Origin of the sequence: Moraxella bovoculi 237 (assembly GCF_000696305.2) — a bacterium.
Classification (GTDB): Bacteria; Pseudomonadota; Gammaproteobacteria; order Pseudomonadales; family Moraxellaceae; genus Moraxella; species Moraxella bovoculi.
In genome coordinates, this window is the sequence record NZ_AOMT01000026.1 from 179279 (window position 1) to 201104 (window position 21826).

The window sequence follows — 21826 nt, forward strand, 5'->3', positions numbered from 1 at the left end:
TCCAATCAATATTATAAATTCCATGATACACCGCCCACACAAATAAGACACCGATGACGGCAATTAACATTTTTTGGCGGGTTTTAGGTTAAATTTACCGCCATGATGTTGATAACGAGAATACAAAAACAGCCCAATCCCTGGTACATACAGTAGCACCGACAACAGCAGATAATCAAGCCCTGCGGCATAGATAATCCACAGCCCATACAAACTTGCCAGTAGCCCCGTTAATTTGACATACCAAGCCAACGCTCGGTAAGCGGCAGCTTCAACAGATACGCCCCAATCAAAAAATACGGCACCAAAATCATGGACGTTGAGATAAGTAGTAGGACGTTGTAGCTTTTGCCTGTCATTAGCATCAAAAAAAGACACGTCTGCACTACAAGCCCTGTGAACCACAGCGAGTTGATGGGCGTGCCGTTGGCATTGACTTTGTCTAGGGTTTTTGGGAATGCTCCGTTTTTTGAGCCACGATATGGCACCTCAGCAGAGTACATTGCCTAGCTGATGTAGGACGCCAGCACCGACACGATAAGGCAGGCCGTGATGATGACCTTGCCCACATCGCCCATCATGTGCGACAACAGCCCTGCCATGGACGGGTTTGCCATTTGGGCAATCGTCTCACGGGGCAACACGCCATAAGACAGCACGGTAATGGCGACATATAGAGCAAGGGCGATGATGATACCTAGGACGGTCGCAAGTCCAACATCGCTTTTTTCTTGGCGTGGGCGGACAGCACGGACGCACCTTCTACGCCTGTGAACACCCACAGCGTGATGAGCATGGTGTTTTTGACTTGGTCTAGGGTGCTATTGCCAAGGGCGCGCCCTGTCATATCTTGGCTAAACGTGGCAGGCGAAAGATACCAAATGGTAAGCCTGATAAATAGCACAAGCGGAAATACCTTGACAAAAGTCGCCACAAGGTTCACCGTGGACGCTTCTTTGACCTCTTTGGTAATCAAAATATAAATAAGCCACACGATGACAGACGAGCCGATAAAGGCAAGGGCGGTGTTGCCCTGTCCAAACAGCGTGAAGGTGTCGGAGTTGGTAAACTGCCCCACGCCTTCAAAGGCAACCACCAAATAGCCCACAATGCCAATGGTTGCACACAGCCAATAGCCCCATGCCGACATAAAGACTGCCAAAACGCCAAAGCCTTCACGAGCATAAGTATAAATCCCACCGTCCAACTCAGGGCGAAGCCGTGAAATGAAAAAGAACGACAAGCCTAAAAAGATAATGCCCACGCCTGTGATAAGCCAGACGATAAGCAGGGCTTGACCGCCTGCCACTTGTGCCATGTTTTGGGGCAGGCTAACAATCCCCGAGCCAATCATCGAGCTTAATACAAGGGCGGTTAGGGATAATAAACCGATTTTTTTGTTTGACATAATGGTGCCTTTTATTTTAATTGTTGCCCAATTTGGCGAATGTGTTCTACGCCAATCCCACAGCACCCACCAATCACGCTTGCCCCCGCATGTTTGCCCATTTTGTCGCCCATGCCAAATAGCCCAATGGGTGCAAATCATCACGCAACTCATCGATTTGTTCGTTGGCAGAGTCTGTTTCGTCTTGGGGTTTGAAGGCATTGGCATACGCCCTAAAAGCGAATTTTTTGGCGGTGTTGGCAAGCATTTGGGCGGTAATAAGCAGGGCGGTGTCAATCACTTCTGGTTGTGAGCAGTTGAACAAAATGGCATCAATCCGAGCGTCAAGGGCAAGCATGGCAGATATGGCGTCCTGCACGCTCTCGCCTGAGCGTAGGCATGACGTGTCTGTGCTGGTCGCTGTGTCATCAAGGGTAAACGACACCCAAATTTGTCGGTCGTGGGGCAGGCGTGCGATGAGTTCGGTAGGCTCGATGCTGCTGCTTTGGGTTTCTAGTAGCCAGATGTCGGCATGATTTTTTAGTCCATTGATAAGCGGTGTGGCAAGTCTTTGTACTTGATTTTTTTCAAGCAAATCAGGGCGATACGAACCAAAAAAAAGGGGCGGAATAGACCCTGCAACTTTGCCACGCCCCATATGGCGTAAGGCATTTTTGGCAAGCTGCCCTGCACACTCGGCAAGCAGTTGTGCGTCCTTGTCAAATCGCTCATCGCCAATATGAAACGGCACAATGGCGTAGCTGTTGGTCGTGATAACGTCCGCTCCTGCCTGCAAAAATTCTGTATGCACCTGTTCTGCTAGATGTGGCGTCTCAATTAAGGGCAGGGCAGACCATTTAGGCTGGCGAAAAGGGGCGTTTAGTCGCATAAGCTCACGGCTCATGCGACCGTAAAGTAGGGTAATGGGCGTAATCATTCCAAAGATAAAAGGGTAAAAGGAGAATAAAGGGCGGTATTATGGCACAGCGGATAAGTTTTTCTTATAAGCTTATCAAGGATTAATATGAGAATGTTTACTGATTTTGGGTTTGTTATGAGACCATAAAAATAAAAAGCCGACAATTGTCTCTTTTCATATACTCTATTGATATCAAGGATTATGCCAGCACACCCATTACGCCAAAATAGCCCAAACGCAGCCCAAGCAGCACCAAGATCCATAAGATTATCTGGCGAAAAACACGCACCGGCAGATAGCGATTAATGCGTGCGCCAAGTGCCATAAATACGAAGGCAAGGGCGGTGATGATGCCAATCTGAGTCCAAACCTGTGTACTTAGTGCTGTTAATGCATCGAATAACACAACAAACTGCGCCACCTTACCCATGAAGAAACACAAATTCGCCACGCGGATGATGGTTTCTTTGTTGTCACTGATGGAGAGTAGATACATCATCATAACGGGTGCCATCGCATTGGTTGCTCCGCCCAAAAGACCGCCGAAGATGCCGACGATAACCATGTTGGTCTTGGTATTTTAGGACGATGGGGTGACCGCCCAAACTGGTGACGGCATACCATAGCACGACCAGTGTGAGCAGAATCATAAGATAGGCTTGATTCAGCCAAAGCAAAAGATAAGCGCCTGCCATGCCACCGGCAAGCCAGAGCACAACGAGCTGCCAATAATTAACAAGATAATGACAGAAGTTATGGACGATGCCACGCCCTCCGATGAGCCATGCTGATAGATTTAAGATTGCTGTTGGAATCAGTACAAGGATGATCGCATCGGATAAGCTGTACGTGCCATTGATGGCGGCGATGGCGATGAGTGCAAATCCCATGCCGCTCACACCATGTAAAAGTCCTGCGAATGTTACTGCGCCAAAGAGTAACCACTGTGCATCCATAAGACCCACCTATATATAAAAGTTCTGCCATCAGCCAGCCTAAGCTGCTGCGAGAAAATGACTAATTATAAAGGATTTTGCATGCAATAATAAAAATAAAACCATTGAATGATAGAAGCGCGTCTTTTATTGATCTTTAGATGAGTAAGTTTGCGTCATAAGCCGTGTAAAAACACTTGCAAAATCTCAGAAATTTGATAAAATGACAATCCTATTCGGGGTGTAGCGCAGCTTGGTAGCGCACTTGCATGGGGTGCAAGGGGTCGCGAGTTCGAATCCCGCCACTCCGACCATTAAATAATCAAGGGCTGTCCCCCATCGTACGACAGCCCTTGATTTTTATAGGATTTAAGCCCTTTTCTTGTCTTTGGCTGTCCGTCATAATCTATTGCTATCCATGAATTTTGTTGGTGTTATTGTTGGTATTTGAGTTCATCCTTAACATACATCAGCGCATCATAAATCACACCTTTTTCTTATAAATAAAAACCACCTTAGATAAATGTAGTTGGTGTTTTAAACATCTAAACTTGTTACTTCTACAAGAAGGTATTTTTCATTTCATCATTGATGATTTAATTTATCAATGTTCTCGCCTTTTGGCTCGCCACAAAATAACCATGACTGCAAAACTGCTTTGAATAAAATAAACAACGGTTGGCATAACAATAAATGGACTATACACACAGACATTTCGCCAAAATATCATGCTTTCATATTCTTTTATTTTATTATTCATTTCTTGGCTTCATTATCATCATCTTCCCATTGTATAAGCCGTTTTACGATTTTGCCAAATAGTGTATCTTTTTTATAATCGCCTTTTTTATTTTTATCATGAATCGGCATATCAGTCAAAATAAACAACGCTTCATAAATGCTACTCACCGCATAAATATGAAACTCGCCACGCTCTACCGCCTCCACGACATTATCAGGGAGCATGAGCTGTCCGATGTTGGTTTTTGGGATAATCACGCCTTGCTCGCCGTTAAGCCCACGCTCAGCACAAGCGTCAAAAAAGCCAATGATTTTTTCGTTCACACCGCCAATCGCCTGAGCGTCCCCAAGCTGATTCATGGAGCCTGTGATTGCAAGTGATTGATTTATCGTCACATTTGCAAGGGCGGACAGTAGCACGGCACATTCGGCAAGCGTGGCACTGTCGCCGTCAATGCGGGCGTAACTTTGCTCAAAGGCAAGGCTTGCTGAGAAATTAAGCTCGGCAAATTGGCTAAATAATGAGCGTAAAAAGCTCGTCATGATAAGCATTCCCTTGGCGTGCAGACTTCCGCCAAGCTCCACGTCTCGCTCTATGTCTAGGATTTCGCCCGTGCCAAACTTAGGAGCGATGAGTGCGGTCAAGCGAGCAGGTAATCCAAATTCGCTGTCGGCATAGGCAATCACGGTCAAGGCGTTGATTTGTCCGACCACTTTTCCTGTGGTATTGATAAGCTGTTGTCCGTTTTGAATCTCTTGCCAATATAATTCCTTTAAATAGCCTTTACGTTCTTTAATGTCATCTAAGGCATTTTGGACGTGGGTTTTTTTAACAGTTTTGGCAATATTTTTATCATTGTTTTTATTATCAATATTATTAGAATGATTTAAATAAAACTGTCGTGCCGATTCTACCACAAGTTGTAATAATCTATCGCTGTGTAAATCCAATTTGTCTTTATCATCAGCATAGACAGACAACTCGTCCAATATCGCCCCAAAGGCGGTATTGTCAAATGTGGGCAATGCTTGTTTTTTTATCATGTCAGCGATTTTACCAATGATAAATAATTCGCTGTCGTGATTGCGTGGTAAGGTGTCATTAAAATCGGCTCGGATTTTAAATAGGTTATTAAATTCAGGTTCAAATTCTAATAATTCATAATATAAATCAGGCTCGCCCAATAATATCACTTTTACCGATAATGGCGTGCTGTCAGGCGATAAAGATACTGAACCTGTTAGGGTTAGCATTTGTTCTAGGCTTGATATGCTTAGCGATTTTGATTGTAAGGCTCGCTTTAACCCTTGCCACGCATAGGGGTGCTCTAATAACGATGACGCTTCTAATAATAAATATCCGCCATTGGCTTTATGTAACGCCCCTGCCCGTATCATGCTTGCGTCCGTTAAAATCGTGCCAAGCTGAGTGATGTATTCAATATGCCCCAACAGATTGGGGTGGGTTGGCATATCTTCAAAGACAATGGGCGAACCGCTATTTGGCGTATGGCTTACCGCCACATTGACATAGTAGCGGTTAGGGATATTTGCCGTTTTTACCATAAAGTCTTCATCATGCTCTACGATAAATAGGATATTTTTTATAATATCTTTTTGATAGTCGGTTAAATATTGGCTGATTTTTTTATCATGTTTATTATCATATTTTTTTAAAATTGGGGCAAATAATGGCGTGATGATTTTAATCAAAAGTGTTTCGTGAAGTTCGTCTATTTTTTGATTCACTTCATCATCTAAATTGTCCAATTCTATATTTATTTTGGTGAGTTTTTTTTGTAGTTTATCAAGGGCGGTATTGTTAATGGGTTTTTTGTCATCGATGGGGGTAAATACTGCTTTTTGGTCGGCAGAGTGCAACAAGGTCAAATTATGACTTTTGGCGGTGGCGTTTATTTCATCAAGCAAATTTCTTTCTTGTTTTTGAGCGGATTGCTTAATGGTGGTAACGCTGTTTTGGTAACTGATACTATTAAATTTGGCGATGATTTTTTTATACAGGTCGTGCCAAAGTTTGTGCATGTCCTTGGCAAAAATCGCCCCTTGACCGCTTGGCAGGGTAAGTGCAATGGGGTGGCGGGGTGCGTCAAAATTATGCACATAGACCAAGTCGGGCGGGGTCGGCTCGTGTTTGGCACGCTCGGCAAGCAGACGTGTGATGAGCGTGCGTTTACCAAGCCCGTTTTCACCTACGGCAAAGACATGGTAGCCGTTTGCCTTGATGTCAAGGGCGGTCTGTATGGCATTGACGGCTCGGCGTTGCCCAAATTGGTGCAGTGCAGGGCGTGCGTGCGTGCTGTCGGGCGGTAGGGCGTGGGTGTCGGTGTAGCGTTTTAGGGCGGTGTGGGGCAGGCGGTAGGGGGCGAATTGGTCGGTCATTGTTGTTATTAAAATATGAAAAAGGGATATTTTAACAGATTAAAACGTGATAAAATAGGGGATTTGAAATTAACTTGACTTTATAACAATGACTTATCATAAAATATCCGCCAATGCTGATGAATTTGCTCGTGAATTAGAGCGTGTCTCCGATAAGCTAAATTTAGTATTTAGTGAAGTGCAAATAAAACAACTGCTCGGCTATTTGGATAATCTTTTGCTTTGGACAAAGGCGTATAATCTCACCGCCATTACCGCCCCAAAAGAGGCGTTTGTTAAGCATATTTTGGACTGTTTGGCAATCGTGGCGGATTTACCGTTTGCTGATAAATCAGGCATAAGCGTGCTAGATATCGGCACAGGGGCAGGTTTGCCATCTGTGATTATCGCCATCATGCGTCCCGATTGGCACGTTACCGCCCTTGACAGCAATGGCAAAAAGGTGCGATTTATCCGTCAAATGGTGGGCGAGTTGGGGCTTGCCAACGTCAATCCTGTGGCAAGTCGCATTGAGGATTTTGACGGGGGGTTTGATGTCATTACGTCTCGGGCATTTGCCAGCCTTGATGATTTTGTCAATCTTGCCAAGCCCTATTTAAAGACGGACGGCGTGTTATATGCCATGAAAGGCAAAACACCAACAAGCGAGGATGTGGTAAATTTGACAGATTGGCAAATTGAAGTCAAATCCATTTTTGTACCACAAATGAGCGACGAGCGGTGTGTGGTGTATTTGACAGCCAAATAATAGTTAATATATTGATTTAAAAGGTATTTTATGGAAATTATCGCAATCGCCAACCAAAAAGGCGGTGTGGGTAAGACAACGACCGCGGTGAACCTTGCGGCGGCTTTATCCACCATCGGCAAAAAAAAGGTACTGCTCATTGATCTAGATCCACAAGGCAACGCCACAACGGGCGCGGGACTGGATAAGAATGATTTGGGCAAAAGCATCGTCGATGTGCTGCTTGATGACACAAAAATCCATAAAGTCATTCAAAAAGACGCGCCTGCAGGGTTTGACATGGTTGGTGCTAACCGAGATTTGGCAGGGATTGACGTGTCTTTGGCAGATGTGGAAGATGCGCCATTTTTATTAAAAAAAGCCATCAAAGCCGCCAAAAAGAGCGGAAAATTCGGCTACGATTATGTCATCATGGACTGCGCACCCAGCCTAAGCATGCTGACTGTGAATGCGTTTGCCGTCGCTAAGAATGTCATCATCCCGATGCAATGCGAATACTATGCACTAGAGGGTGTGGTTGATCTGATCGATACCATCAAGCGCCTAAAAGACATCAATCCTGACCTGCATGTGCGCGGTGTGGTGCGTACGATGTTCGATGCACGCAACACTCTAGCACAAGACGTGTCTGCCGAGCTTGAAGGGTATTTTGGTGAATTATTGTACAAGACCGCCATTCCGCGCAGCGTACGTCTGGCTGAAGCACCGAGCTTTGGCCAATCGATTTTTGGTTATGAAAAATCATCCAAAGGTGCAATCGCTTATCATGCCTTAATGAATGAAGTCATCGATCAAGCAGAGAAGCCTGAGTTGTTTAAGGCAAAAGTGCGTGCGCAGTTCGATTGGTAACTGACAATATCGGGCAAATTATGCTAAAATAGGGCGTTTGACTTTTATATATACTGGCTCATGGCGGGCGGTGCTTGGTTTGATTTGGGAAACATCATGAAAAAACGTGGACTTGGCGATAAGCGTGGCTTAGATGCGCTGATGGGCAACATAAAAAAAGAAAGACGAATTGCCACAGATGCTGGTGCCTTGATGGCAGCTGAAGAGACGGCTGCGCCTGTAGATGCCAAGGCGGATTTTAGCTTATTGGATGATGAGCAAAACATCAAATCCGTCGGTATCACCAAGAAAAAGCCCAATAAAAAATCAAAAGACAAGCCCGCTCAAGATGATAATGACGGCGAGCAAATCACGCTCGTACAAATCCACCCAAATCGCCTACAGTCAGGCAAATATCAACCACGTCGCGACATGAATGAAGAGGCGCTCAATGAGCTTGCCAATTCGATCCGTCAGCATGGTGTGATGCAGCCGATCGTCATCCGTCCGCTGTTGTCTAATGAAGATAAGACGAGCGACACCGTTACACACGAGATCATCGCGGGTGAACGTCGTTGGCGCGCTGCTAAGATCGCAGGGCTGACCGAGATTCCTGCCATTGAGCGTGTTCTGTCAGATGAGATCGCCATTGCGTTGGCGCTGATTGAGAACATTCAGCGTGAGGATTTGAATGTACTTGAGCAGGCGGCCGCCCTCCAAAGATTCCACACCGAATTTGGCATGAGCCATGCGATGATCGCTGATGTGGTGGGCAAAGCGCGCGCCACCGTCTCCAACCTATTACGCCTAAATAACTTACATGATACTGTCAAGAGCTACATGACCGAAGGGTTATTGGACATGGGGCACGCGCGTACGCTACTGTCCCTATCGGACAAGCAACAACCCATCATCGCCAAAAAAATTATCGACGGTAAGATGACCGTTCGTGATGCCGAAAAGCTGGTAAAATCCATCCTAAATCCCGAACCTGCCAAAAAAATCAACTCCGACAGTCATGAGATTAAAGCCATGAATCAAAAACTGTCCGATCTATTAGGTGCTACCGTCAAGCTAAAACAAGGTAAAGACGGCAAAGGTAGTGTTGAGATATTCTTCCATGATGATGACGAGCTGCAAGGGCTGTTATCACAATTCGGACTTAAATAAAAAAATCACAAAAGCCAAACAAGGAAGTTTGGCGAATCCCCTTTATTTTTTGTTAAAATTAACAAAATCCATCAAATGCATTCATAAAAACGACCATCATGCACACAACTCAAGCAACTTCTAATTGCAAGCAAGCCTTTGAACGCGCCGATAAATTTGCCGTATTTAAACGACTGATGTCGTATCTTAAGCCTTATTGGTGGGCGTTCATCTTGGTGATGATTGGCTTTGCCATCAGTGCAGGCGGCGAGGTTGCGAGTGCCAAGCTGCTTGAGTACATCATCGAAGCGATTAATAATAATGACAATGTGCGCAAATTTTGGTTCCCGTTTTTGGTGATTTTACTGTTCTTTTTGCGCGGTGTTGGTGCGTTCTTGGGTGGTTATTATGCAGCATTGATGGCGCGTAGCTTGGTGTATCTGCTGCGCGTGGAGGTGTTTAATAAGCTATTAAAACTGCCTTCAGAATTTTATTTGAATAACCCTGCTGGTACGATTTCATCGAAGCTGATCTTTGACGTGGAGCAGGTGACTGCAGCGACCACTGAATCCATCACGACATTATTGAAAGATGGCTTGACTGTCATTGCGTTGTTTGGGTTTTTGTTTTATACCAATTGGCGATTGACTTTGGTGTTGATGCTTATTGTACCGCCGATTTTTTGGATCATTAAAAAAGTATCGAAGCGATTTGCCATGCTGTCCATGGACATTCAAGACACCATGAGTGCGGTCAGTCACATCACTAACGAGGCGATCTCGGGCTATCAAGTGGTGAAGAACTATGGCGGACAAGTCTATGAATCGCAACGATTTGACAAGGCATCAAAAGAGAACCTAAATAAAGGGCTAAAAATCACCGTGCTTGCCGCCATTAACTCGCCCGTCATTCAGCTGCTGATGGCGACAGGGATGTGTTTTGTGATTTGGCTGTCGCTGCGTCCAGAGGTGCTTGGCGATACCAGCGCAGGGGAGTTCGCCTCTTATTTGGTGGCGGCAGGTTTGCTTGCTCGCCCTGTCAAGGCACTGACTGACGTCAATCAAAAGCTACAAAGAGGCATTGCCGCAGGTGTGTCTATTTTTGAGCTGATTGACATGCCAGAGGAGCGTGATATAGGCGTGCTGACCCCGACGCTGCATGGCGATATTCGATTTGAGAATGTGAGTCTAACCTATGAAAGCGGCACGCAGGCGATAAAGGGCTTTGACCTTGACATCAAGGCAGGCGAGACGGTGGCGGTGGTTGGGCGGTCAGGCTCAGGCAAGACCACGCTGGTGAACTTACTTACTCGTTCGCTCACGCCGACATCAGGGCAGATATTGATAGACGGAACGCCCATTGATGAGATTAAATTGTCATCTTTGCGTGAACAGATTGCCATGGTGAATCAGCAGGTGACGCTGTTTTTGGATACGGTCGCTCATAACATCGGTTATGGGGCATTATCCGCCAAATCCCGTGATGACATCATACAAGCAAGCAAATCAGCTTATGCTCATGATTTTATTATGGATTTGCCAAATGGCTATGACAGCTTTATCGGTTCGGACGGTTTGCAGCTGTCAGGCGGACAACGCCAACGGCTGTCTATCGCACGGGCTTTATTAAAAGATGCACCGATTTTGATATTGGATGAAGCCACATCCGCCCTTGACAACGAAAGCGAGTATTTTATCCAAAAGGCGTTGGAGTCCGTCATGCGCGGTCGTACCACGCTTGTCATCGCTCATCGTTTATCTACCATTCAAAACGCCGACCGCATCATCGTCATGGATAAAGGGCAAATCGTGGAAATCGGCACGCATGACGAGCTATTTGCCAAAGGCAGTATGTATCGCACCATGTACGAACGCACCTTTGATGAGCAAAGCGAGCAGGGTAAGGCATGAAAAACCTAGAACTTCTCATCACAAAGGCATGGCAAGAAAAATCCCTCATGCTTGCCACACTTGCCCCGTTGTCCGCTCTGTATGGCGTGGTGGGGCGTGTGCGTAAGTTCTTGTATGATAAGGATAAACTTGCCAAATACCACGCTCCCATCCCTGTGATGATTATCGGAAATATCACGGTGGGCGGTAGTGGTAAAACGCCACTTATCATCGCCCTTGTCAAATATTTACAAGGCAAAGGCGTAAACGTGGGCGTGATAAGTCGGGGCTATGGGCGGGTGGACAGTAGCCCTGCGTTGGTTCGTGAAGGTAGTACTCCTAAAGAAGTCGGCGATGAGCCGTGCCTTATCGTGGGCGAGACAGGCGTGCCAATGGCGGTGGGAGCAAATCGTGGTGGGACGATTGAGATTTTGCTTGAAAATTACCCAAATCTACAACTCATCATCAGCGATGATGGACTGCAACACTATGCCCTACACCGAGATGTAGAATGGATAGTCGTGGACGGGGTGCGTGGGTTTGGCAATGAGAAGTTATTCCCACAAGGCTTTTTGCGTGAACCGCTTGACCGCCTAAATGGTGCCACCGTGATTTATCATGATAGCCGAGCCGAGAAATATGATAATAATGCCCTTTTAATGCACTTAGCCCCAAACAATCCCATGCCACTTTTGGGAAATGACAAATCGGTAAATGATGAAACTTTACCACCCCAAAAGGTCTATGCGGTAAGCGGTATTGGCTATCCTGCTCGCTTTTTTAAAACGTTAAATGAGCTTGGTTTTGACGTGGTGGAGCGTGCTTTTGGCGATCATCATGATTTTACTCTTGATGATTTGACCGATTTGACCGATTTGCCAATCATTACAACCAGTAAAGATGCGGTTAAATTGCGTGAACTTGCCAAACGTCATAATCATACAATTTTTGATAATGTTTGGGTGTTACCTGTACAAGCGTTGTTATCGGAGAGTGTCTATGAAGAAATGGATAGGGTGCTTTTAGGATTGGTTAATGTTGCTTGATTTGTTTGGCTAAATATCCTTAATTGAATCTTTGTAAGTACATCATTTAAAATCACAAACCATATTTTATAGATTAAGAAGTAATCTCATGACAAATGAAATCAAACAGGCTCCGCAAGGCAGTCTTGTTATGCGAACTTTGGCAATGCCTGCCGATACCAATGCTAATGGCGATATTTTTGGTGGCTAGATTATGTCGCAAATGGATTTGGGCGGAGCAATCCTTGCCAAAGAAATTGGTAAAGGAAGAGTGGTAACGGTTTCGATGGATAAAATGGTGTTTTTACGCCCTGTATTGGTGGGCGATATGGTATGCTGTTATGGACAATGCACCCGTATCGGAAATTCATCTTTGGAAGTCAAAGTGGAAGTATGGCGAAAACAAATTAAGGACGGCTCTGGCAATCATGAATGTGTAACCGAAGCGGTATTTACTTATGTGGCTATTGACGCAAATGGCAAATCTCGCCCCATCCCCAAAGAGAACAACCCTAAGCTTGATTATGCACTTGGATTAATCAATGGCACTATCACTCCAAAAGAGCCAAATAATGGCAATATTTTGTTTTTGTGATTTTTATTTATCATTTGGTATGGTATTTTAAAGGTTGAATTTGTTAAAATAATTTAAGGAAAAATCATGAAACCCACCCCCAAAACCCACATCATTATCCCTGCCCGTTACAAATCCACTCGCCTACCTGCCAAGCCTTTGCTGGATTTGCATGGCAAGCCCATGATTCTCTGGACAGCTCAAAAAGCCCTGCAAGCGACTTTTGCCGACAGCGTGTGCGTGGCAACAGACGATGAGCGGATTTTTGCGGTGTGTGAGTGTGCGGGCGTGCCTGTGGTGATGACGGGTGAGCATGCATCAGGCACGGACAGACTGGGCGAGGTGGCACAGATTTTGGGTTTGGCGGATGATGACATTGTCATCAATATGCAAGGCGATGAACCGCTTGTACCGCCTGTACTGCTAGAACAAGCCAAAAATCTTTTGGTGGAAAATTCTGACTGTGTCATGGCGACTTTGTGTGAAGTGATTGATAATTATGATGATTTTTATAAAAATTCGGTGGTAAAAGTCGTCCACGCTCGCCAGAATGCCTTGTATTTTAGCCGTAGCCCCATGCCCTACGACAGAGATGCTCATTTGACAGGCGAGCTTGGTGAGAGACCAAAAAACGCCTATCGTCATTTGGGGCTTTATGCGTATCGGGTCAAATTATTAAAGGAATTTGGCACATGGGAGCAGGGCGTATTGGAACGTTTGGAGAGCCTAGAACAGCTTCGCATTTTAGAAAATGGGCAAAAAATCGCCATAGATATCGCCAAAGTCGCCCTACCGCTTGGGGTGGACACCGAGGAAGACTTGGATAGGCTAAATGCCATGCCGATTGATGAGTTTTTAAAATTCTGATATGAACGAACAAGAACAGTTGTCCTATTTTGCCCCGTTACTGCCTTGGCAAACCCATGCTTGGGAGCAGGTGGTTGGTCAGTTTTATGACGGTAAATTACCGCATGGGCTGTTGGCGTGTGGCATGGCAGGCATTGGCAAGCGTGAATTTGTGTGGCGGTTTGTGGCGTGGCTGCTTTGTGATGACAAGGGCGAGCAGGGGGCGTGTGGGGCGTGTGACAGCTGTCATTGGCTCATGGCAGGGACGCACCCTGATGTTATGGCGCTACCGTCCGAGAGCCTGCCTACGTCTGATGAGAGTGAGCGGTCGTCCATTAAGATTGATGACGTGCGAGCCTTGCAAGAGTATAGCCACGTCAAGGGGCATGGCGTTCGGCTCATCGTGCTAGATGATGCCGACAGTCTCACGATTGGGGCGAGCAATGCCCTGCTAAAAACCTTAGAAGAGCCACGGGCAGGCGTGCATTTGATACTGATAAGCGACAACCCTGCCAAACTCATGCCTACGATAAAAAGCCGTGTGCAAGCCCTGCCGCTTGGGGCTGTTGCTCATGATGTGGCGTTGGCTTATGTAGGTGGATTTCTGGGCGATGAGAGTCTTGCCAGACTTGCCCTGACGCTCACCGACGGGGCGGTATTAAAGGCGGTGGATTTGCCAAAGGCGGTGTGGTTTGGTAAGCGTGTATTGTGGCTAAAAACATGGCTTACGCTAAGGCATGGCGAGCGGTCAGCGGTGAGTGCCAGCGACTACTGGCAGGGCGTGATGAGTTTTGCTGATTTTGCTGTTTTGACACGGCTTATGCTTATGGACGTGGTGCGAGTGGGGCTTGGGCTTGATAGCATTCATACCGACATGGATGTGGCAGGGCTGATAAATGGGGAGGACAATCTAAGCCTTGATAAGGTAGAAAATTTCCTAGCAAGTCTTGATGGCATGGCGGTGGCGGTTGGGCAAAACGTGCAGGACAAAATGGCGTATGATGAGCTGTTTTGTCGCTTGGTGGATTTGTAACGCTTGGTTTTGGATTGTAGGGGCGAATCATATTCGCCCTTATGATTTTACACATTTAATAAATGAAACAATCGGAAATGGCAAAATGCTACAAATTTTATATCAAGATGATGACATGGTGGCGGTGAACAAACCTGCTGGTATGCTTGTTCATCGCTCATGGCTTGACAAGCATGAGACGGTATTTGTGATGACGGTTTTGCGTGATATGCTTGGGCAACACGTTTTCCCTGTTCATCGGCTAGACCGCCCAACGTCACGGGTACTATTGTTTGCCAAGTCGTCTGATGCGGCACGGGCATTGTCGGGGCAATTTGAACATCATACGGTAGATAAATCCTATCTGGCGGTGGTGCGTGGCTATCTTTTGGGTAGTGGGCGGATTGATTATCCGTTAAAAGTCAAACTTGATAAAATCGCCGATAAATTCGCCAAAACGAATAAAGAACCTGAATTCGCCATAACCGATTATGAGAATTTGGCAACGTGCGAAATGCCTTTTGTATCGGTGGATAGATACGCCACATCTCGGTATAGTCTTATGAAACTTACCCCAATTACAGGGCGAAAGCACCAACTAAGACGGCACATGACTCATCTTTTTCATCCTATTGTCGGCGATACCACGCATGGCGACACCGCCCAAAATCGTGCGGTGGCAGAGTTTACGCGCGTATCAAGGCTACTTTTGCACGCTCATACTTTGGCATTTGATGACATGAGCGGTAAGCGTATCACGGTGATGGCTCCGATTGATGATGACTTTGGTAAGGTGGTGCATGATTTTGGATGGAGCGGTGCAGGAATTATCGTTTGACATTAAAATTTAAGAACCAAGCAATGTACAAATTTTAACAAAATTTTAATTTAAAATATCATCAACATCCCAATATACAGCGAAGTAGTCAGGACATATTAAATGACCTGTTCGGCAAATATTATAGTGATAATATAAACTCATACCAATCGTATCTATCAAAACCGACAAAAAACTAAGAAAAATTAATGAATTCTACTCGTATCGAAGAGAAGCTCTCTATCTTGGCGGATGCTGCCAAATATGATGTCTCCTGCTCATCTAGCGGCGGCAATCGCAAGAATACAGGCGGTCTTGGTAATGCCTCTAAGTCAGGGATTTGCCACAGTTTTACCGAAGATGGTCGCTGTGTGTCGCTGTTGAAGATCCTATTTACCAATCACTGCATCTATGACTGCGCTTATTGTACGTCTAGACGTAGTAATGACACGCCGCGCGCCGCTTTTACCGTTGAAGAAGTGGTGGATTTGACCATGCAGTTTTATCGGCGAAATTATATCGAAGGGCTGTTTTTGAGTTCGGGGATTTTTAAGAATGCGGATTACACCATGGAGCGGCTTGTGCGGGTTGCCAAGACCTTGCGCACTGAGCACAGATTTCAAGGCTATATCCATCTAAAGACCATTCCAGGTGCGTCCGATGAACTGATGAAAGAAGCGGGACTGTATGCAGATCGCCTTTCGGTAAACATGGAAATCCCGACCAAATCAGGGCTTGCGCTCTTAGCACCTGAGAAGAACCATGACGACATGAAAGCGCCCATGCAAACGGTGCAAGAGCAAATCGTGCAATTCAAAGAGTCAAAAAAAGTCCATAAACACGCTCCTAAATTCACGCCAGCAGGGCAATCCACCCAGTTTATCATCGGCGCGACGGGTGAGACTGACCATCAGATCATCCGCTTATCGAGTCATTTTTATCAAAAATATGAGCTAAGACGTGTCTATTATTCAGGCTACGTGCCCATGCTGTCTGATAAACGACTGCCTGACATCAGCACGCCCGTGCCACTGGTGCGTGAAAATCGCCTATATCAGGCGGATTGGCTCATGCGTTTTTATGGGTTTCATGCTGATGAGATCGTTGATGCAGATTCACCTTTTTTGGATTTGCAATTCGATCCTAAATTGGCTTGGGCGATTCGCCATCGTGAACATTTCCCTGTCAATATTCAAACCGCGCCTTATGAGATGGTGCTTCGTGTGCCAGGCATTGGTGTGCGTACCGCCAAAAAAATCGTCAAATCCCGCAAATTCACCGCACTGACGTTGGATCATCTTAAACAGATGGGTGCGGCAGTGAACCGAGCGCGGTATTTTGTGGCGTTATCAGTGCCTAATCCTTATCTCAATGATCTGACGCGTGAGAATTTCCGTGAGCTGCTAATGGGTAATACCAAGACCAAATTCAGCGAGCATCGCACAGGTCAGCTGTCGTTATTCTGAGTAACTCATCAGACCATGCAATTGACACCTTATTCCCAACCATCATTGATGGAATCTGCTGATGAGACGGTGCTGATATTTGATGGTAGCTTCGAGGGCTGGCTGTCAGCAGTGTTCTACGCGTATGCGCAGCGATTGGCAAGATCGCCATTATCGATCGTGTCGTCTTTTGATCATGTGCCGAATTTCTTGGCGAATGAGATTTGGATTGAGAGTAATGAAGATCAGGCGGCGCGCGTTCTCATTAAGATTAAGCAAATTTTGCCGCTGCGAGAAGTGGTGTGGGCATTTTTGTCAGAAGGTGCCAAGATATATACGCATCTGTTTCGTGTTGTGGTGTATCAGCTGGATAATCCCAACAAGAAAGTCATGCAAAATTTCGCACATCCTGATGTGCAAGCGGTTCAAATCGCCGTCAAAAAAGTAGGTCGTGAACGCCATCGCATGCAGGCGTTCGTAAGGTTTGAAGATACCACCCAAGGGGTGTATCTGGCTAAGGTGAATCCTGATTTTAATGTGCTGCCGCTGCTAGGTGATTTTTTTGCCAAGCGCTTTGCCGATCAGAGCTGGCTAATCTTCGATGTGGTGCGAGGTTATGGGATTTTTTATGACCATACAGAGCCTACGGCAGGCGTGCGTGAGATTGCGCAGATTGATGAAGTGGTCTTGGGAGATTCGTCCGTGATTCACACGGATCGCGAGCCGATATATCAAAGGCTGTGGCAGGCATATTTTCGCCATGTCACCATCAAGGAGCGCATCAATCCTAAGCATCACATCGCGCAGCTGCCAAGGCGGTATTGGCAATATCTGACCGAGAAAAAGGGCGTTTGACGCCCTTTGTGTTGATGCTTATAGCCAGCCTGCATTGCGAAATTTATAATATAAAAACATACAAATCGCCAAAATCAGCCCAATCACAGCGAAGTAACCATAACGCCATGTCAGCTCAGGCATGAATTCAAAGTTCATGCCATAGATACCTGCCATGGCAGTCGGTACAGCCGCGATACCTGCCCATGCGGCCAGCTTTCTAACCACGTCGTTCTGTCCCATGGTAACCATCGTGGTATAGGTATTCATCGCGACAGACAGCATCTCGTTAAGTCCGTTTACCGCATCCAGCGAACGTAACAGGTGGTCGTTCACGTCTCTAAAATAGGGCTGGGCAGCAGCAGGAAAGGCTGAGATCAGCTCGTTTTTTTTGTGGTTAATAAAGAAATTACACACGTCTTGTACAGGCAGAATGACCGCGCGCATGTGAACCAATTGTGATTTTAATTCATACAGGCTTCGTAGCGTGTCACGGCTAAATTCTGATGAAAAAATGTTTCGTTCTTGTTCGCGCAGGTAATTACCCAAACGGTCGGTGATCGGCAAATAGTTATCGACAATAAAGTCCAAAATCGCGTGCAGCACGAAAATCGGGCCTAAGCGAAGACGTTCAGGGCGGCGATGATAATGCTCTCGCACAGGGGTGTATGAGTTGGATGCACCGCGGCGAATGCTGATGATGAAGTTCTTACCCATGAATATCGCGGTTGTGCCGTAGCGGATTTGATTGTCTTCTAGCTTTGCGGTACGTACCACCACGAAGATCATGTCATGGCCATAGCTTTCTACCTTTGGACGCTGATGGTCGGCAAGGGCGTCTTCTAGGGCAAGTTCGTGTAGGTCGAAGGCATCCTTGACTTCCTGAACGGTCTCAATGCTAGGATCGTAAAGACCTAGCCAGATGAATTGGTTGTTGTTGGTAAGTGCGCGACTGACGTCATCAATGGCGAGCTGTTCGATGGGTTCGCCTGTTTTTCTAGAATACGAATAGCAGATGATGGTTTCGTTGTCACCAGAATCTTCAAGGTCTTCAAATCTATCAGCGTCAGGGTCATACACCGTCATCGTCTCGATGGTGTCTTCATCTGTGGCATCAGCATCGCCGTAGATGTAGCTGTCTTGATTGTCCGATAAGACCAGTTCTTCTTCGTCTTCATCTTCTTCACCAAAATCCAGCTCGCCATCGGTTGGGCGAATGTCGTGTTCGCTGGTTTGAACTTTTAGATAGCTTTCGATGGTGTCAGGTCGATGCGGTTCTGATCTGGTTGTGGGTGCAGCTGGGGCTAGGATGTCGTCAGTATCGTGCTTGTTCGGCATGTCGCCCCCTTGTGTGCTTGATGTTTGAAGCTTATCCATGCCAAAACTTAGATGCTGGATAAAATTGCCATATTATAGCAACATTTTAGCTAACTTTCATTATAAATTCATGATTGTGTTCTTGCTGGGTGGTTTTCATGGTTTTTTAAAATAATTTGCAATTTAGCCTAGTCGTGGGCGTGATTTAATGGTACACTAAGCACGAAAAAACCACATAAAACCGTTTGTTTTTTCTCTATTTTAATTTGGCAAGTAATGACTTGCTATTTTTATTGTATTTTTTATGCTTTTAGGGGTGATTTGTGCCTGCTTGCACCGCTTCCACCAGTCTTCAAACCCATGCTCAAAATTGGCTACTGCCCGATGGTGTGGCAGATGTTCTATTTAAAGATGCTCAAAAACAAGAAAGTCTGCGCGATGCGTTATTGTTCGTATTGACGGCGCATGGCTATCGCCTTGTGTTGCCTCCTTTGATTGAATACACCGAGACGCTGCTTGGTGGGGCGGATGAAGACCTAAAACGCCAGACCTTTAAGATTGTTGATCAGCTGACTGGACGTACGATGGGTGTTCGTGCGGACATCACACCGCAGATCACGCGCATTGATGCTCAGCATGGCAAAGGCGTGGCGCGTTACTGTTATATCGGACAAGTACTAAAGACATTGCCGAACGGATTGTTCGGGTTGCGTACACCGCTACAGTTGGGTGCTGAGATTTTTGGGGTGGGCGATGTTGGTGCGGAGCTGTCTTTGTTGGAGCTTATCACTGCCTTGACAGATGAGATTGGTATGAGTCGCCGCGATCTTCATGTGGATGTGGGTCATGTGGCGATCTTTGAGAGCTTAACGCGGCTGCACGGCTTGGATGAGGCAGCTTGTAATCAGTTGATGGCGCTGTATAACAAAAAAGACTTGCCAGTGCTTCAAGCGTTCTGCGCCGATATGCCAGATGGCACTGATTTTTTGGTACTTGCTAAGCATAATCTGGCTCAAGATGCGACACCAGACGCCGATAATCTATTGGTAAAACTCTCCAAAAAAGCTCAGAACGATCCGATCATCATCGATGCAACTAAGGATCTGGCGACACTAAGTGCGCACATAAGAGCGCTTGGCATGACGGTGAGTGTTGATGTGACTGAGCTGTCTGGTTATCACTATCATACCGGTATTGTATTTAATGTATATCTGAATCAACCATCTACCACGCAGACACAGCCTTTGGTTCGTGGCGGACGTTTTTGTGCAACGGTAGGACGACAGGCGAGTGGCTTTAGTATGGATATTAACCGCTTGCTTGAATTCGTTGAACTCCAAGAAGACACCATCATTGTGGTGGACTATGAAGATCTAACGAATAGCACCGAGATCCAAAAAGAAGATCTAACCATACAAATCAAAACCTTGCAAGATGAAGGGTGTGTTGTTATCAAGCCACTATCCGCTGATGACAGACCTGTCCAGATTGATGGCGTGTTGCATCTTGATGATGCTGATGGTTGGGCTGTTCGATTGGTCGGTGATGACTGATTTTGATTTGTCGCTAATTTGAAAATTAATTGTTAAATGAGGAATTATCATGGGTAAGAATGTCGTTGTCTTAGGCAGCCAATGGGGCGATGAAGGCAAAGGTAAGATCGTCGATCTACTGACCGAAAAAGCAACCGCAGTAGCGCGTTACCAAGGTGGTCATAATGCAGGTCACACATTGGTCGTGGACGGTGAGAAGACGGTATTGCATCTTATTCCATCTGGCATCTTGCGCGAGGGCGTGACTTGCTTCATCGGTAATGGCGTGGTATTGGCACCGGATGCATTACTAAAAGAAATGAACGGTCTAATCGATAAAGGTGTACCTGTACGAGAGCGTCTGCGCATCTCTGCTGCTTGTCCGCTGATCATGCCTTATCACACTGCACTTGATCGGGCGCGTGAAATCAAACGCGGCAATGCTAAGATCGGCACCACAGGTCGTGGTATTGGTCCTGCCTATGAGGATAAAGTGGCTCGCCGTGCGCTGAAAGTAGCCGACCTATTCCGTAGCGACCTGCCAAAAAAGTTAGAAGCGATTTTGGAATATCATAATTTTGCGCTGACTCAATACTACAAGGTTGATGCTATCGATTATGATGCGACGCTTGAGCTATGTCAGCTATGGGCAAAAGAGCTAAGAGATTTGGTTGTCGATGTGACTGAAGAGCTAGAGACTCGCCGTCAAGCGGGTGAGAACCTAATGTTTGAAGGTGCTCAAGGCACGCTACTTGACATCGATCACGGCACCTACCCGTTCGTAACCAGCTCGAACACGACCGCAGGTGGCGTGGCGACAGGCACAGGCTTGGGTCCATTGTACTTTGATTATGTACTGGGCATCACTAAGGCGTATACCACGCGCGTGGGTTCAGGTCCTTTCCCAACTGAGCTGTTCTGTGAAGTGGGTGAACATCTGGCTAAAGTGGGTCATGAATTTGGTGCAACCACGGGTCGTGCCCGTCGCTGTGGCTGGTTCGATGCTGTTAGCCTGCGTCGCGCGGTGGTGCTAAACTCAATGTCTGGCATCTGCTTGACCAAGCTTGATGTACTGGATGGTCTTGATGAGATTAAGATTGCGACCGAATACAAAGTACCCGCAGGCGAGTGCGCAGGTGCATACGATGCAGAATTCTATGAAAAAGTAGAACCAACTTATGAGACATTGGCGGGTTGGAGCGAGTCAACCATTGGCATCACTAAGTTTGAAGATCTGCCAGAGAATGCCAAAATCTACATCAAGCGCATCGAAGAATTGGTGGGCTGCCCTGTAGACATCATCTCAACCGGCCCTGACCGTGATGAGACCATCGTACTTAGAGATCCGTACGACGCGTAATCATTAATCATAAAAAACACACCTTATTTAAGGTGTGTTTTATTTGGTTATGTAATAAAATAACGTAT

The 21826-nt window shown here is 46.2% G+C and carries 19 protein-coding genes, 1 tRNA gene and 1 pseudogene; 14 read left to right on the forward strand and 7 right to left on the reverse strand.

The window, feature by feature from the left end; all coding sequences use genetic code 11:
* Window positions 1-63 precede the first annotated feature (63 nt).
* The 5 genes and pseudogenes from MBO_RS07710 to MBO_RS07725 form a co-directional block, all read right to left on the reverse strand.
* Window positions 64-1408: pseudogene (locus MBO_RS07710) on the reverse strand (basic amino acid/polyamine antiporter).
* 11 nt (window positions 1409-1419) lie between these two features.
* Entirely contained in the window at window positions 1420-1521 is a 102-nt protein-coding gene (locus MBO_RS10255) for a homocysteine S-methyltransferase family protein (protein WP_320108863.1), read from the reverse strand.
* Window positions 1482-2324, reverse strand: coding sequence for a homocysteine S-methyltransferase family protein (locus tag MBO_RS07715; RefSeq protein ID WP_265013594.1), 843 nt, complete (start codon window positions 2322-2324; stop codon window positions 1482-1484). Before MBO_RS07715 ends, MBO_RS10255 begins: the two co-directional genes overlap by 40 nt.
* A gap of 181 nt (window positions 2325-2505) precedes the next feature.
* Window positions 2506-2808: a TSUP family transporter gene (locus MBO_RS07720; RefSeq protein WP_052585375.1), complete on the reverse strand. Its 303-nt coding sequence runs from the start codon at window positions 2806-2808 to the stop codon at window positions 2506-2508.
* Window positions 2780-3262 (reverse strand): sulfite exporter TauE/SafE family protein, encoded by a 483-nt coding sequence (locus MBO_RS07725; RefSeq protein WP_052585376.1) that lies wholly within the window; start codon window positions 3260-3262, stop codon window positions 2780-2782. The genes MBO_RS07720 and MBO_RS07725 overlap by 29 nt, the downstream gene beginning before the upstream one ends.
* 216 nt (window positions 3263-3478) lie before the next feature.
* On the opposite strand from MBO_RS07725, the gene MBO_RS07730 reads away from it, so the two are divergent.
* Window positions 3479-3555: transfer RNA gene (locus tag MBO_RS07730), tRNA-Pro, on the forward strand.
* A 442-nt stretch (window positions 3556-3997) separates the two neighbouring features.
* Here MBO_RS07730 and MBO_RS07735 read toward each other — a convergent pair.
* Window positions 3998-6382, reverse strand: coding sequence for a Lon protease family protein (locus MBO_RS07735; RefSeq protein WP_036366379.1), 2385 nt, complete (start codon window positions 6380-6382; stop codon window positions 3998-4000).
* An 82-nt stretch (window positions 6383-6464) separates the two neighbouring features.
* Between MBO_RS07735 and rsmG the strand changes: the two genes are divergently transcribed.
* From rsmG to MBO_RS07790, 11 genes are all read left to right on the forward strand, one after another.
* The gene (gene rsmG, locus MBO_RS07740) at window positions 6465-7130 is read left to right on the forward strand and encodes a 16S rRNA (guanine(527)-N(7))-methyltransferase RsmG (protein WP_036366381.1); all 666 of its coding nucleotides are present in this window, start codon (window positions 6465-6467) and stop codon (window positions 7128-7130) included.
* A 30-nt stretch (window positions 7131-7160) separates the two neighbouring features.
* Window positions 7161-7979 carry a ParA family protein gene (locus MBO_RS07745; RefSeq protein WP_046698281.1) on the forward strand — a complete coding sequence of 273 codons (819 nt, stop codon included), beginning with the start codon at window positions 7161-7163 and terminating at the stop codon, window positions 7977-7979.
* Window positions 7980-8072: 93 nt separating this feature from the next.
* Window positions 8073-9128, forward strand: a complete 1056-nt coding sequence (locus MBO_RS07750) for a ParB/RepB/Spo0J family partition protein (RefSeq protein ID WP_036366451.1) — start codon at window positions 8073-8075, stop codon at window positions 9126-9128.
* Between the two features lie 98 nt (window positions 9129-9226).
* Window positions 9227-11017 (forward strand): lipid A export permease/ATP-binding protein MsbA, encoded by a 1791-nt coding sequence (msbA, locus tag MBO_RS07755; protein WP_052585377.1) that lies wholly within the window; start codon window positions 9227-9229, stop codon window positions 11015-11017.
* Window positions 11014-12042 carry a tetraacyldisaccharide 4'-kinase gene (gene lpxK, locus MBO_RS07760; protein WP_036366383.1) on the forward strand — a complete coding sequence of 343 codons (1029 nt, stop codon included), beginning with the start codon at window positions 11014-11016 and terminating at the stop codon, window positions 12040-12042. Before msbA ends, lpxK begins: the two co-directional genes overlap by 4 nt.
* A 193-nt stretch (window positions 12043-12235) precedes the next feature.
* Window positions 12236-12616, forward strand: a complete 381-nt coding sequence (locus MBO_RS07765; RefSeq protein ID WP_320056781.1) for an acyl-CoA thioesterase — start codon at window positions 12236-12238, stop codon at window positions 12614-12616.
* Between the two features lie 66 nt (window positions 12617-12682).
* Window positions 12683-13462: a 3-deoxy-manno-octulosonate cytidylyltransferase gene (gene kdsB / locus MBO_RS07770; protein ID WP_036366385.1), complete on the forward strand. Its 780-nt coding sequence runs from the start codon at window positions 12683-12685 to the stop codon at window positions 13460-13462.
* 1 nt (window position 13463) lies between these two features.
* Complete coding sequence (locus tag MBO_RS07775; RefSeq protein WP_036366387.1) at window positions 13464-14474, forward strand: DNA polymerase III subunit; 1011 nt, start codon at window positions 13464-13466, stop codon at window positions 14472-14474.
* 85 nt (window positions 14475-14559) lie between these two features.
* Window positions 14560-15291, forward strand: a complete 732-nt coding sequence (truC, locus tag MBO_RS07780) for a tRNA pseudouridine(65) synthase TruC (RefSeq protein ID WP_036366455.1) — start codon at window positions 14560-14562, stop codon at window positions 15289-15291.
* A gap of 188 nt (window positions 15292-15479) precedes the next feature.
* Window positions 15480-16736 carry a putative DNA modification/repair radical SAM protein gene (locus MBO_RS07785; protein WP_036366388.1) on the forward strand — a complete coding sequence of 419 codons (1257 nt, stop codon included), beginning with the start codon at window positions 15480-15482 and terminating at the stop codon, window positions 16734-16736.
* Window positions 16737-16784: 48 nt separating this feature from the next.
* Window positions 16785-17570 carry a TIGR03915 family putative DNA repair protein gene (locus tag MBO_RS07790; protein ID WP_036366389.1) on the forward strand — a complete coding sequence of 262 codons (786 nt, stop codon included), beginning with the start codon at window positions 16785-16787 and terminating at the stop codon, window positions 17568-17570.
* Between the two features lie 18 nt (window positions 17571-17588).
* On the opposite strand, the gene corA is transcribed toward MBO_RS07790, so the two are convergent.
* The gene (gene corA / locus MBO_RS07795; RefSeq protein ID WP_406812849.1) at window positions 17589-18926 is read right to left on the reverse strand and encodes a magnesium/cobalt transporter CorA; all 1338 of its coding nucleotides are present in this window, start codon (window positions 18924-18926) and stop codon (window positions 17589-17591) included.
* Between the two features lie 263 nt (window positions 18927-19189).
* On the opposite strand from corA, the gene MBO_RS07800 reads away from it, so the two are divergent.
* On the forward strand, window positions 19190-20419 hold the full coding sequence (locus MBO_RS07800) for an ATP phosphoribosyltransferase regulatory subunit (protein ID WP_052585378.1): 1230 nt from the start codon (window positions 19190-19192) through the stop codon (window positions 20417-20419).
* 49 nt (window positions 20420-20468) lie between these two features.
* Window positions 20469-21758 (forward strand): adenylosuccinate synthase, encoded by a 1290-nt coding sequence (locus MBO_RS07805; RefSeq protein WP_036366390.1) that lies wholly within the window; start codon window positions 20469-20471, stop codon window positions 21756-21758.
* Window positions 21759-21826 lie beyond the last annotated feature (68 nt).

Excerpts from the sequence above, each read along its gene's own strand:
- MBO_RS10255 (WP_320108863.1), bottom strand. The coding sequence starts at position 1,521 with ATGGGCGACAAAATGGGCAAACATGCGGGGGCAAGCGTGATTGGTGGG.
- MBO_RS07715 (WP_265013594.1), bottom strand. The coding sequence starts at position 2,324 with ATGATTACGCCCATTACCCTACTTTACGGTCGCATGAGCCGTGAGCTT.
- MBO_RS07720 (WP_052585375.1), bottom strand. The coding sequence starts at position 2,808 with ATGATGATGTATCTACTCTCCATCAGTGACAACAAAGAAACCATCATC.
- MBO_RS07725 (WP_052585376.1), bottom strand. The coding sequence starts at position 3,262 with ATGGATGCACAGTGGTTACTCTTTGGCGCAGTAACATTCGCAGGACTT.
- MBO_RS07735 (WP_036366379.1), bottom strand. The coding sequence starts at position 6,382 with ATGACCGACCAATTCGCCCCCTACCGCCTGCCCCACACCGCCCTAAAA.
- MBO_RS07745 (WP_046698281.1), top strand. The coding sequence starts at position 7,161 with ATGGAAATTATCGCAATCGCCAACCAAAAAGGCGGTGTGGGTAAGACA.
- msbA (WP_052585377.1), top strand. The coding sequence starts at position 9,227 with ATGCACACAACTCAAGCAACTTCTAATTGCAAGCAAGCCTTTGAACGC.
- lpxK (WP_036366383.1), top strand. The coding sequence starts at position 11,014 with ATGAAAAACCTAGAACTTCTCATCACAAAGGCATGGCAAGAAAAATCC.
- MBO_RS07765 (WP_320056781.1), top strand. The coding sequence starts at position 12,236 with ATGTCGCAAATGGATTTGGGCGGAGCAATCCTTGCCAAAGAAATTGGT.
- kdsB (WP_036366385.1), top strand. The coding sequence starts at position 12,683 with ATGAAACCCACCCCCAAAACCCACATCATTATCCCTGCCCGTTACAAA.
- MBO_RS07775 (WP_036366387.1), top strand. The coding sequence starts at position 13,464 with ATGAACGAACAAGAACAGTTGTCCTATTTTGCCCCGTTACTGCCTTGG.
- truC (WP_036366455.1), top strand. The coding sequence starts at position 14,560 with ATGCTACAAATTTTATATCAAGATGATGACATGGTGGCGGTGAACAAA.
- MBO_RS07785 (WP_036366388.1), top strand. The coding sequence starts at position 15,480 with ATGAATTCTACTCGTATCGAAGAGAAGCTCTCTATCTTGGCGGATGCT.
- MBO_RS07790 (WP_036366389.1), top strand. The coding sequence starts at position 16,785 with ATGGAATCTGCTGATGAGACGGTGCTGATATTTGATGGTAGCTTCGAG.
- corA (WP_406812849.1), bottom strand. The coding sequence starts at position 18,926 with ATGGATAAGCTTCAAACATCAAGCACACAAGGGGGCGACATGCCGAAC.
- MBO_RS07805 (WP_036366390.1), top strand. The coding sequence starts at position 20,469 with ATGGGTAAGAATGTCGTTGTCTTAGGCAGCCAATGGGGCGATGAAGGC.